The 12282-nt window shown below is 45.4% G+C and carries 9 protein-coding genes and 4 tRNA genes; 1 reads left to right on the top strand and 12 read right to left on the bottom strand.

Translation table 11 applies throughout. From position 1 onward, the window contains the following. The 10 genes from R7H07_RS06540 to pncC form a co-directional block, all read right to left on the bottom strand. Positions 1 to 73, bottom strand: a tRNA-Arg gene (locus R7H07_RS06540). Positions 74 to 158: 85 nt separating this feature from the next. After that, positions 159 to 250, bottom strand: a tRNA-Ser gene (locus R7H07_RS06535). A 29-nt stretch (positions 251 to 279) separates the two neighbouring features. Beyond that, positions 280 to 356: transfer RNA gene (locus tag R7H07_RS06530), tRNA-Arg, on the bottom strand. Positions 357 to 387: 31 nt separating this feature from the next. Then, a tRNA-Ser gene (locus R7H07_RS06525) sits at positions 388 to 479 on the bottom strand. Positions 480 to 814: 335 nt separating this feature from the next. Further along, the gene (csrA, locus tag R7H07_RS06520) at positions 815 to 1012 is read right to left on the bottom strand and encodes a carbon storage regulator CsrA (RefSeq protein WP_004415691.1); all 198 of its coding nucleotides are present in this window, start codon (positions 1010 to 1012) and stop codon (positions 815 to 817) included. A gap of 92 nt (positions 1013 to 1104) precedes the next feature. Continuing rightward, entirely contained in the window at positions 1105 to 2292 is a 1188-nt protein-coding gene (locus tag R7H07_RS06515; RefSeq protein ID WP_005383803.1) for an aspartate kinase, read from the bottom strand. Between the two features lie 212 nt (positions 2293 to 2504). Further along, on the bottom strand, positions 2505 to 5087 hold the full coding sequence (gene alaS, locus R7H07_RS06510; RefSeq protein ID WP_206959981.1) for an alanine--tRNA ligase: 2583 nt from the start codon (positions 5085 to 5087) through the stop codon (positions 2505 to 2507). 142 nt (positions 5088 to 5229) lie between these two features. Continuing rightward, the gene (gene recX / locus R7H07_RS06505; protein WP_005383799.1) at positions 5230 to 5697 is read right to left on the bottom strand and encodes a recombination regulator RecX; all 468 of its coding nucleotides are present in this window, start codon (positions 5695 to 5697) and stop codon (positions 5230 to 5232) included. A gap of 127 nt (positions 5698 to 5824) precedes the next feature. Continuing rightward, a complete protein-coding gene (gene recA, locus R7H07_RS06500; RefSeq protein ID WP_005380874.1) occupies positions 5825 to 6868 on the bottom strand; it encodes a recombinase RecA in 1044 nt (347 codons plus the stop codon). Positions 6869 to 7068: 200 nt separating this feature from the next. Continuing rightward, positions 7069 to 7551 (bottom strand): nicotinamide-nucleotide amidase, encoded by a 483-nt coding sequence (gene pncC, locus R7H07_RS06495; protein WP_017633544.1) that lies wholly within the window; start codon positions 7549 to 7551, stop codon positions 7069 to 7071. 84 nt (positions 7552 to 7635) lie between these two features. Here pncC and mutS point away from each other — a divergent pair, with 84 nt between their 5' ends. After that, positions 7636 to 10197, top strand: coding sequence for a DNA mismatch repair protein MutS (gene mutS / locus R7H07_RS06490; protein ID WP_206959983.1), 2562 nt, complete (start codon positions 7636 to 7638; stop codon positions 10195 to 10197). A gap of 82 nt (positions 10198 to 10279) precedes the next feature. Here mutS and rpoS read toward each other — a convergent pair whose 3' ends face one another. Both rpoS and R7H07_RS06480 read right to left on the bottom strand, forming a co-directional pair. Next, positions 10280 to 11266: an RNA polymerase sigma factor RpoS gene (rpoS, locus tag R7H07_RS06485; RefSeq protein ID WP_005380887.1), complete on the bottom strand. Its 987-nt coding sequence runs from the start codon at positions 11264 to 11266 to the stop codon at positions 10280 to 10282. A gap of 80 nt (positions 11267 to 11346) precedes the next feature. Next, the gene (locus tag R7H07_RS06480) at positions 11347 to 12270 is read right to left on the bottom strand and encodes a peptidoglycan DD-metalloendopeptidase family protein (RefSeq protein ID WP_054730358.1); all 924 of its coding nucleotides are present in this window, start codon (positions 12268 to 12270) and stop codon (positions 11347 to 11349) included. Between the last annotated feature and the right edge of the window lie 12 nt (positions 12271 to 12282).

Below are 12282 nucleotides of genomic sequence, written 5' to 3'. Positions count from 1 at the left end.
GCGTCCTGGAGGATTCGAACCTCCGACCGCCTGGTTCGTAGCCAGGTACTCTATCCAGCTGAGCTAAGGACGCGCAGATCTTCTTGCTAAGAAGTTGTGAAGTAAATCACATTCATTTCTTACGAAACAAAAAAAAGGCCATCGGGCCAGTCAATGAATGGCGGTGAAGGAGGGATTCGAACCCTCGATACGGGATAAACCGTATACTCCCTTAGCAGGGGAGCGCCTTCAGCCTCTCGGCCACCTCACCGTTTTCATTGTTATATCTCAAAAGAGATATGGCGCGTCCTGGAGGATTCGAACCTCCGACCGCCTGGTTCGTAGCCAGGTACTCTATCCAGCTGAGCTAAGGACGCACTTTTTGTTGATAAATCAACGTTGCAAGAATGGCGGTGAAGGAGGGATTCGAACCCTCGATACGGGATAAACCGTATACTCCCTTAGCAGGGGAGCGCCTTCAGCCTCTCGGCCACCTCACCGTCTTGCGGAGGCACATATTACGTTTTACCGAAAATATGTCAAACATTTTCTTTGAAAAAATCCACGAAACTGGCTTAACCGTTGCTGATTTAATCAAAATGACTATTAAACGAACTTTATCACTCTATTATGATGAAAAAAAGAGAGTCTTCTCTGAAAAAAAAGACATTTATTTTCAAATAACTTTCTGAAGTTCGAATCAACATTATTGATGAATTCACAGCCATACTCAACACAATAGTTTCTGCAAATTTTCAAAAACAGTAAAAACTAAAAAGGCCAACCCTTCGGTTAGCCTTTTTCATTCAAACTAAGCTCTGTAAACAGGAGCGACTTAGTAGTTACCTGAAGCAACGTTGCCATTGCCTTTTTCAGCTTGAATGCGCATGTAGATTTCTTCACGGTGAACTGAAACCTCTTTCGGAGCGTTAACGCCGATACGCACTTGGTTACCTTTAACACCTAGTACAGTTACAGTCACTTCATCACCAATCATCAGTGTTTCGCCTACGCGGCGAGTCAAAATTAGCATTCTTTGCTCCTTGAGTAATCTCTAAATTTTCTTGCTACAAAGCTATTATCCAACAAAAGTTATATTTTCGTAAACTACCTTGTTAGCGAAAATCAGCCTAAAAAGGCATGTTTTTGTTGAATGTTTAATGCTTCACTAGACGTAATGTAAGCATCATGCAGAATGTTTGCTGCTGTATCCACACATTCGGGTGCTAAAACTAGCATCATAGTGAGTGCATTCGTTGCGCTGAAATTGATCTCAATATCTCGCTTTGCCAACAAATCGCATGCGTGCTCTACCATTCCATTGGCCTCAAGCCCCACTGCGGTCAACAGGCTTACCACTTCACTATTACGGATTTTGTCGCTGAACACCAGATCGAACTTGGCACATGCATCTTGTTTTATCATGATACCTGCCCGTTCTGTTTCCTCGATCACATTCCAAATGTCGATACCCAACATCTGACATTGTTTTGTAGCACTAGATAAATGTTCTTTATCGACTTCGATTATGGCAAGGTCACGTTGGATGGCTATACCAGAGACGGCTTGATTGCCTAACTCCCCCTTTACCAGACTGCCTTCATTAACATCAAATGTCGAAAGCACGCGCAGTGGCACATTATTCTTCCATGCAAATTGCACTGAAGGTAAATGTAATACTTTCGCGCCTCGGCTTGCCATCGCTTCCATGGAAGGAAAATCGATAACCGCCAATTTTCGCGCGTTTTTCACTACACGTGGGTCACAAGTATAAATACCATCAACGTCGGTAAAGATTTGACACTCATCAGCGCGCAATGCGCCTGCCAGTGCCACTGCGCTCGTATCTGAGCCACCTCGACCTAATGTGGTGATATCCCCGTTCTCATTCACACCTTGAAAGCCTGCAACAATCACGATTTGGTCTTGCTCAAGCAATCCCAGAATTGTCTTAGTATCAATGTGTTTAATCGTTGCGTCATTGTGTTGATTATCCGTCACAATATTCGCCTGTGCTCCGGTAAGCGAGCGTGCAGCATGACCCAATTTATTGAGTGTCATTGCTAACAGTGCCATTGACACTTGCTCACCAGCAGAGAGCAAAACATCAAGTTCTCGAGCTGTAGGCACGCTATCTATCTGTTTAGCGAGGTCCATCAGTCTGTTTGTTTCGCCTGACATTGCAGACACGACAACAACAACTTGATTGCCATCATTTTTCGCCTTAATGATGTGTTCAGCAACTTGGTGGATTCTTTCAATTGAACCCACTGAGGTTCCGCCAAACTTTTGCACGATAAGGGGCTTTTTCACCAGTCTTCACCTTCCCAAGACCGAAGTCTCTTTAGAACTGCTTACATCTTCAGTATTTCCTTTTAGAAAAATTATATAAGCAGTAGTTACAACAAAAACCAAATAGCCTAAATGACTCGGTTAACTTTTGGTCAATTAAACCACTTGGCTGCTAAAAAAAATTACGCTCAATCAAAGAAACTTGATTGAGCGTAATTTTAGTAGTTAAAAGCTTATAAGCGCTCTTCTAACCAAGGCTGAACTGTTTTAATTGCCTCTGGTAGTGCGGCTACATCAGTACCACCAGCTTGAGCCATGTCAGGACGACCACCGCCCTTACCACCGACTTGCTCAGCAATCATCTTAACTAGATCACCAGCTTTTACTTTACCAGTTAGATCTTTAGTCACACCAGCAATCAGACCAACCTTGTCACCTGTTACGTTGGCAAGCAGTACGACACCAGACCCCATTTGGTTCTTGATGTCATCAACCATAGTACGTAGGTTCTTGCTGTCAGCGCCTTCAAGAGCTGCGACTAGAACTTTTGTACCATTGACTTCAACCGCTTTGCCCATGATGTTAGCGCTTTCTGCTGCTGCCATCTTATCTTTTAGCTTCTGCACTTCTTTCTCTAGCGCTTTTGCTTTCTGTGCAGATTCTGCCAGTTTCTCTTCATACTTCGCGTTTTGAGCTTCAATCGCGTCTAATGCAGCCTCGCCTGTTACCGCCTCAATACGTCGAATACCTGCAGCAATGCCGCTTTCTGAAGTGATTTTGAATAGGCCAATATCACCTGTGCTTGATGCGTGAATACCACCGCAAAGCTCTGTCGAGAAGTCACCCATAGACAGTACGCGTACTTCGTCGTCGTACTTCTCGCCGAATAGAGCCATTGCGCCTTTCTTCTTAGCAGACTCAATGTCCATCACGTTGGTTTCAATCGTGTGGTTACGACGAATTTGCGCGTTAACTAGACGCTCAACTTCTTTCAGTTCTGCTGCAGTTACTGCTTCTAGGTGTGAGAAGTCGAAACGTAGGTTGTCTGCCTTCACCAATGAGCCTTTCTGCGTTACGTGCTCACCTAAAACTTGGCGTAGTGCTGCGTGTAGCAAGTGCGTTGCTGAGTGGTTTAGAGAGATAGCTGCGCGACGCTCTGCGTCAACGATAGTTGCTACTTCATCACCTTTCGCTAGAACGCCTTCTGCCATTACACCGTGGTGCGCGATTGCGTTACCTAGTTTTTGAGTGTCCTCAACGCGGAATACACCAGACTCAGTACGGATTTCACCAGCGTCACCACACTGACCGCCTGACTCTGCGTAGAATGGTGTTTCACCAAGTACGATGATTGCTTTGTCGCCCGCAGATAGCGAATCTACTTCGTTGCCTTCAACGAACATCGCTGCTACAGAACTAGAGCCTTTAGTACCGGTGTAACCACAGAATTCTGTTTGCGTATCAACTTTGATTGCTGAGTTGTAGTCAGTACCAAAGTTACCCGCTTCACGCGCACGTTGACGCTGCTCTTCCATCGCTTTCTCAAAACCTTCTTCGTCGATTGCGAACTCACGCTCACGTGCAACGTCGTTAGTTAAGTCAGCTGGGAAGCCGTAAGTGTCGTAAAGTTTAAATACGGTTTCGCCGTCTAGTACTTTACCGTCTAGGTTATCTAGTGCTTCGTTTAGAATCGCCATACCGCGCTCAAGTGTACGACCAAAGTTTTCTTCTTCGATACGCAGTACTTTTTCAACCACAGCTTGTTGACGCTTCAGCTCTTCACCAGCCGTACCCATGATGTCAGCTAGAACGCCAACCAACTTGTGGAAGAATGCACCTTGTGCGCCCAGCTTGTTACCGTGACGAACTGCACGACGGATGATACGGCGTAATACGTAACCTCGACCTTCGTTTGAAGGCATAACGCCATCCACGATCAGGAATGAACATGAACGGATGTGGTCAGCGATAACGCGTAGTGATTGGTTTGATAGGTCTTCGTAACCGATCACTTCTGCTGCTGCTTTGATAAGAGCTTGGAATACATCAATTTCGTAGTTTGAGTGAACGCCCTGCATGATTGCAGAGATACGCTCGATACCCATACCAGTATCTACCGATGGTTTTGGTAGCGGTTCCATAGTGCCGTCTGCGTGACGGTTGAACTGCATGAATACGTTGTTCCAGATCTCGATGAAACGGTCACCATCTTCTTCAGGCGTGCCAGGACGGCCACCCCAGATGTGCTCACCGTGATCGTAGAAGATTTCAGTACATGGACCACAAGGGCCAGTGTCGCCCATTTGCCAGAAGTTATCAGACTCGTACGGCTTGCCGCCTTCTTTATCACCAATGCGAACAATACGATCAGCGGGTACGCCAACTTTCTTGTTCCAGATGTCAAACGCTTCGTCATCGGTTTCGTAAACAGTTACCAATAAACGATCCGCTGGCAGTTTAAGAACTTCGGTTAGGAATTCCCAAGCAAAGGAGATCGCATCTTCTTTGAAGTAATCGCCAAAGCTGAAGTTGCCTAACATTTCAAAGAATGTGTGGTGACGAGCAGTAAAGCCAACATTTTCTAGGTCGTTATGTTTGCCACCAGCACGTACGCAACGCTGAGCCGTAGTCGCTCGAGTGTAGGCTCGTTTTTCTAAGCCTAAGAAACAATCTTTAAATTGGTTCATACCTGCGTTTGTGAACAGCAGGGTTGGGTCGTTATGTGGAACTAACGATGAACTTTCTACGATTTGGTGTCCTTTGCTCTCAAAGAACTTGAGGAACGCGTTACGAACCTCATCAGTGCTCATGTACATGCAGCTCTTCCTGAAAATAGTCGAGTTAGAATTTTGCCGTATTGTAGATCATGCAAACAGCTGAGACTAGTTTTCTTGAGGAAAAGAGGGAGTAGGAGAAAAAATTTGAAGCAAAACAAAAATCAGTGCGGACGACTGACCGTTAATCTTCGTCCTCAAAGTTCAGCGCGTAGCTGATTTGGTCAAAACTGTAGCCACGATATTGCAGAAATCGCACCTGTTTAGCGTACTCTTTCTGGTCTTTGGCTTTAATACCTTTGAATTTCTTTTCTGCCGCCTGTTTAGCCAGTTCAAACCAATCTTGCGGCTCTTCAGCCATAGCTTGCTCAATCACCGATTCCGCAACACGCTTCTGGTTTAACTCTTGACGAATTCGACGCTCTCCATGTCCTTTGTATACATGCTGTCTAATTTGACTCTTCGCGTAACGTAAATCATCTAGATAATTATGGTCTAGGCAAAAATTAATTGCGATGTCGATGTCTGATTCTTCATAGCCCTTCATCGATAATTTTTGGTAAAGCTCATACTGACCATGATCGCGACGGCTAAGCAATTGGATAGCTGCCTCTTTGCTCGATAATGTTGGCGCCTGGCGTTTTTGGTACATGATGATCCTAAAAGTATTTTTGCTGTACAGGCTCTCAATGGCCTTTGTGATAATTCGATTTTTGATTTCAATAGATACAACAAAGCCCCGCATTGCAGGGCTTTGTCATTTATTAATCTATGAGAGATTAAAACTCTTCAGCTTGCTCTGGCGCTTCACCAGCTTCAGGCGCTTCCGCAAGTGCTGGCGCTAGCAACATTTCACGCAGTTTTGTATCGATAGTTTTAGCCACTTCAGGGTGCTCACGCAGGTAGTTACACGCATTCGCTTTACCTTGACCAATCTTATCGCCATTGTAGCTATACCAAGCACCGGCTTTTTCAACTAACTTGTGCTTCACACCTAGATCGACAAGTTCACCTTCGCGGTTAAAGCCTTGGCCGTACATGATTTGTGTGTTTGCTTCTTTAAATGGTGCTGCAATCTTATTCTTAACAACTTTGATGCGCGTTTCGTTACCTACGACTTCGTCACCTTCTTTGATTGCGCCAGTACGACGGATATCTAGACGAACAGAAGCGTAGAACTTAAGTGCGTTACCACCTGTTGTTGTTTCTGGGTTACCAAACATCACACCAATCTTCATACGGATTTGGTTGATGAAGATACACATACAGTTAGACTGCTTTAGGTTACCCGTTAGCTTACGCATTGCTTGAGAAAGCATACGTGCTTGCAGACCCATGTGGCTATCGCCCATTTCGCCTTCGATTTCTGCTTTCGGTGTTAGTGCTGCGACAGAGTCGACAACCATAACATCGATAGCACCAGAACGTGCAAGTGCGTCACAGATCTCTAGCGCTTGCTCACCTGTGTCTGGCTGAGAAACTAGCAATGCATCGATATCAACGCCAAGTTTCTTCGCGTATACAGGATCTAGAGCGTGCTCTGCATCGATAAACGCACACGTTTTGCCTTCACGTTGTGCAGCAGCAATAAGCTCAAGGGTTAGCGTTGTTTTACCTGAAGATTCTGGACCGTAGATTTCTACGATACGACCCATTGGTAGACCACCAGCACCCAAAGCGATATCAAGAGAAAGAGAACCCGTTGAGATGGTTTCTACGTCCATTGCGCGGTTATCACCAAGGCGCATGATAGAGCCTTTACCGAATTGCTTTTCAATTTGACCTAGCGCAGCGGCGAGCGCTTTCTGTTTGTTCTCGTCCATTACTTTCTCCGATTTATTCATCTTCTTTGGGCGACGAATAGTAATTCATTTTTCTTAAGCAGAAGAACTGCTCAGCAATGAAAGTTATTATACTGTTGATTCATACAGTGTCCATACCTGTATGAAAAAAATTTGGCTGACCTAAAGTCATGATTTGCTCTAGCCCTTATCAATGCTGGGCTAAAACAATTTAAGAAATTCTAGAGTAGATGTTGATACAATTGAGTCAGCGCATGCTCGACCGCTTTTTTGCGAACTTCTGCACGGTCACCAGTAAAATGCATGGTTTCGACTTGCTGCCAACTTTGGTTATCAGCAAAAGCAAAGCAGACCATGCCGACTGGTTTCTCTTCACTGCCACCACCCGGCCCTGCAATACCACTGATGGACACACCGATGGTCGCATTGGAGTTTTTAATTGCACCCTGTACCATTTCAATCACAACTGGCTCACTCACTGCACCATGCGCTTCTAACGTTGAAGCTTGCACACCAAGCATCTCCATTTTCGCTTCATTACTGTAGGTGACAAACGCACGGTCAAGCCACGCTGAACTACCAGCAATGTCAGTAATGGCGGTTGCAACACCACCACCTGTGCATGATTCTGCGGTCGTTAAAAGATGCCCGTGTTTAGCCAATAATGCGCCTAAATCGGCACTCAATTTTGTTGTTTTTTCCATAGCCAAAATGCCCTTTGTCTCTTTTTACTTGATAGGGATTCACGTATCCTAAGCCGCTACGGAAATAAACAAAAGAACTTACCTGTGAAAGCTGAACAAAAACACACTCCGATGATGCAGCAATACCTCAAGCTAAAAGCTGAGAACCCAGAGATTTTGCTGTTCTACCGCATGGGCGATTTCTACGAACTCTTTTACGATGATGCCAAGCGAGCTTCTCAGCTTCTTGATATTTCATTGACCAAACGTGGTGCGTCTGCAGGTGAACCTATCCCAATGGCGGGTGTGCCATTTCACGCCGTAGAGGGCTACCTGGCAAAACTTGTTCAGCTTGGTGAGTCTGTGGCGATCTGTGAACAGATTGGCGATCCGGCCACCAGCAAGGGCCCGGTAGAACGTAAAGTTGTGCGTATCGTGACACCAGGTACTGTGACGGATGAAGCGCTGCTTTCTGAGCGTGTCGATAACTTAATCGCAGCAATTTACCATCACAACGATAAGTTCGGTTATGCGACGCTGGATGTCACCTCTGGTCGCTTCCAACTGACAGAACCAGAAACTGAAGAAGCGATGACAGCTGAGCTTCAACGTACCTCACCACGTGAGCTACTGTTCCCAGAAGATTTTGAACCTGTACATTTAATGGCGAGCCGCAATGGCAACCGTCGTCGCCCAGTCTGGGAGTTTGAGCTTGATACGGCTAAGCAACAACTCAATCAACAATTTGGCACAAAAGATCTGGTTGGTTTTGGTGTAGAACATGCGTCCTTAGGGTTATGTGCTGCTGGTTGTTTGATCCAGTACGTAAAAGATACTCAACGTACGGCTTTACCTCATATTCGCTCTTTAACGTTTGATCATCAGGATCAATCCGTCATCCTTGATGCTGCTACCCGACGTAATCTGGAAATTACTCAAAATCTAGCAGGCGGAACCGATAACACGCTCGCTGCAGTACTCGACCATTGTGCAACTCCGATGGGCAGCCGAATGCTGAAGCGTTGGTTGCATCAGCCTATGCGTTGCATTGAAACGTTAAACAATCGCCTTGATGCGATTGGTGAGATTAAAGAACAAGCTCTGTTTGCCGATCTTCAACCAACGTTAAAGCAAATTGGTGATATTGAACGTATCTTAGCGCGCCTTGCATTACGCTCTGCTCGCCCTCGCGATATGGCTAGACTTCGCAATGCCATGCAACAGCTACCAGAGCTAGAATCTGTCACCGCTTCTTTGACCCATCCGTACCTAACGAAATTGGCGAAGTATGCAGCTCCGATTGACGAAGTATGTGACCTGTTAGAGCGCGCGATTAAAGAAAATCCGCCGGTTGTTATTCGTGATGGTGGCGTCATCGCTGAAGGCTACAATGCGGAGCTCGATGAATGGCGAAAATTGGCAGACGGTGCAACAGAATATCTTGAGCAGCTTGAGCGAGATGAGCGTGAACGACACGGTATCGATACGCTTAAAGTAGGCTACAACAACGTTCATGGCTTCTTTATCCAAGTAAGCCGTGGCCAGAGCCATTTGGTTCCACCGCATTATGTACGTCGCCAAACACTCAAAAACGCTGAACGCTACATCATCCCAGAGCTTAAGGAACACGAAGACAAAGTACTTAACTCGAAATCTAAAGCGTTAGCACTTGAGAAACAGTTGTGGGAAGAACTGTTTGATCTATTGATGCCAAACCTTGAGAAGCTGCAAAACCTAGCTTCTGCCCTGTCTCAACTGGATGTATTACAAAACCTAGCAGAGCGTGCAGATTCGTTAGATTACTGCCGCCCAACGCTTGTGAAAGACGCAGGAATTCACATTCAAGCTGGTCGTCATCCAGTCGTAGAACAAGTAACAACAGAGCCGTTCATCGCGAACCCAATTGAGCTTAACCCAGCCCGTAAGATGTTGATCATCACTGGTCCAAACATGGGTGGTAAATCAACCTACATGCGTCAAACTGCGCTGATTGCATTGATGGCACATATCGGCTCTTATGTACCGGCAGAATCCGCACAGATTGGTTCTTTAGATCGTATATTTACTCGTATTGGTGCGTCAGATGATCTTGCATCTGGCCGCTCGACCTTCATGGTAGAAATGACCGAAACAGCCAATATTCTTCACAACGCAACTAAGAACAGTTTGGTGCTAATGGATGAAATCGGACGCGGTACTAGTACTTACGACGGTCTCTCTTTAGCTTGGGCAAGTGCGGAATGGCTCGCAACACAAATTGGTGCGATGACCCTATTTGCAACTCACTACTTCGAATTAACAGAGTTACCGAACCAACTGCCAAGCTTAGCGAACATTCACTTGGATGCCGTAGAACATGGAGACAGCATTGCCTTTATGCACGCAGTTCAAGAAGGTGCGGCAAGTAAGTCTTACGGCTTGGCTGTTGCGGGCTTAGCTGGCGTACCAAAAACGGTCATCAAAAATGCGCGTAACAAGCTATCTCAGCTAGAGCAACTGGGGCAAAACAGTGACACACCGCGTCCAAGTGCAGTAGATGTGGCCAACCAGTTGAGCCTGATTCCAGAGCCTAGCGAGGTCGAACAAGCTCTGTCAGGTATTGATCCTGACGACTTAACGCCACGCCAAGCTCTTGAAGAGCTGTATCGCTTGAAGAAGATGCTGTAAACAGACTCACACCGACGAGCAAAAAAGAAAAAAGGCTATGGGGAACCATAGCCTTTTGTGTATCTAGTGAAATACGGATTACTTAATCGTCTTCTACGTTAAACAAGTTTTCCATATTCAAACCTTGTTTGATTAGGACTTCACGAAGACGACGTAAACCTTCCACTTGTATTTGACGTACTCGCTCACGTGTCAGACCAATCTCTCGACCAACTTCTTCCAGCGTCGAAGGCTCATAGCCTAGTAGGCCGAAGCGTCGTGCAAGCACTTCTTTCTGTTTCGGATTCAACTCTTCTAACCAATGAATCAACGATGATTTGATGTCGTCATCTTGAGTCGAAACTTCTGGATCAGAGTTGTTTGCATCAGGAATAATATCCAGCAGCGCTTTCTCACCGTCACCACCGATTGGCGTGTCGACAGAGCTAATACGCTCATTAAGGCGTAACATTTTGCTTACGTCTTCGACTGGAATATCTAATTGAGCAGCAATTTCCTCTGCGGTCGGTTCGTGATCGAGCTTTTGAGAAAGTTCACGCGCAGTACGCAGATAAATGTTCAGCTCTTTCACTACATGGATAGGTAGACGGATCGTGCGAGTTTGGTTCATCAACGCTCGCTCTATCGTTTGTCGGATCCACCATGTTGCGTAAGTAGAGAAACGGAAACCACGTTCTGGGTCGAATTTTTCGACCGCTCGGATCAAGCCGAGGTTACCTTCTTCAATCAGATCGAGTAGTGCTAGACCACGGTTACTGTATCGACGAGAAATCTTAACAACCAAACGTAGGTTACTTTCGATCATACGTTTGCGTGCCGCTTCGTCGCCACGTAGGGCGCGTCTTGCGTAAAGCACTTCTTCTTCGGCAGTAAGTAAAGGTGAGAAGCCAATTTCGCCCAAATACAACTGAGTTGCATCTAAGCTTTTACTGCTCGCGTCAAATTCTTCACGCGCAGTCGCTTTGCTTTCTGTGGATGATGATCTTTCGAGTTCGTTATCAATGGTCTTCACTGACGCATTATCAAATGCAAACTCTTCAACTTTGGTTACTGTGTTGCTGATACTCATAACGCCTCCCCCTGGCGAGTTAGCAAGACATGACAACTCAATATGTCGCTAAATGATGTCGCAAGTTGTTTTTCAAAGTTTTAAGGCAAATAGCGTTTTGGATTCACTGATTTACCTTGATAGCGAATTTCAAAGTGTAGTTTGACCGACTTTGCACCTGAACTACCCATAGTGGCGATTTTTTGTCCGCTTTTTACGCTTTGTCCTTCTGTGACCAGCAGTTTGTCATTATGTGCGTATGCGCTTAAATAATTGTCGTTATGCTTTACTATAATTAAGTTGCCATAACCTCGTAGCGCATTGCCTGAATAAACGACTGTGCCGGCTGCGGTTGAAACGATAGGTTGACCACGCTGTCCTGCGATGTCGATACCTTTATTTCCCTGTTCTCCCGCCGAAAAGTTCTTGATTACTCTCCCTTTTGTTGGCCACAACCACTTTGAGACTTTATCACTCTTTGCTGTGGTAGCTGGCGCTTTTTTCTTCACTTTTTGGTTATCTTTTGAACCAACATACTCCTTTGTTTTCGATTGTTCAACCTTCTTTGGAGGCTGTTTTTGTACGACTTTAGGCTTAGTCTCTGTAGGTTTTTGACTAGAGTTTTTACTCGAAGGTTTAGGTTTAGAGGCTGTTGATGTTTTCGTCACTGGAGCTGGGGGTGTCGTAACAATAGGAGCCACAACGGGTTCAACTTTTTGACCATATTTAGGGGCGACATATTTCGGAGCCCAAAGTTTTAGCCTCTGTCCTGGGTAGATAGTGTAAGGCTGAGTTAACTCATTGTAACGAACAAGATCATTTACATCTTTATCTGTGACATAAGCTATGAAGTAAAGTGTATCGCCTTTTTTTACCTCATAATAACTCCCTCTGTAACTCCCTCTTTCAAGGCTTGAATAGTCTTTTTTTAGGCTAGAGACAGGTGCAGGGGAATGTGCTGCACAACCAACTAGTCCTGCAGCAAACACAAAGCTAATACCAATATGACGTAGTAACTTATTCACCTATCCCTAACC

Origin of the sequence: Vibrio sp. Vb1127, assembly GCF_033338735.1 — a bacterium.
Classification (GTDB): Bacteria; Pseudomonadota; Gammaproteobacteria; order Enterobacterales; family Vibrionaceae; genus Vibrio; species Vibrio alginolyticus.
The sequence above is the reverse complement of the archived record's forward strand: the minus strand, read 5'-3'. Positions and strand labels throughout refer to the sequence as shown.

Bases quoted from the DNA above. Each gene is read 5' to 3' on its own strand.
- csrA (WP_004415691.1), bottom strand. From the start codon at position 1,012: ATGCTAATTTTGACTCGCCGCGTAGGCGAAACACTGATGATTGGTGAT.
- alaS (WP_206959981.1), bottom strand. From the start codon at position 5,087: ATGTACATGAGCACTGATGAGGTTCGTAACGCGTTCCTCAAGTTCTTT.
- recX (WP_005383799.1), bottom strand. From the start codon at position 5,697: ATGTACCAAAAACGCCAGGCGCCAACATTATCGAGCAAAGAGGCAGCT.
- recA (WP_005380874.1), bottom strand. From the start codon at position 6,868: ATGGACGAGAACAAACAGAAAGCGCTCGCCGCTGCGCTAGGTCAAATT.
- pncC (WP_017633544.1), bottom strand. From the start codon at position 7,551: ATGGAAAAAACAACAAAATTGAGTGCCGATTTAGGCGCATTATTGGCT.
- rpoS (WP_005380887.1), bottom strand. From the start codon at position 11,266: ATGAGTATCAGCAACACAGTAACCAAAGTTGAAGAGTTTGCATTTGAT.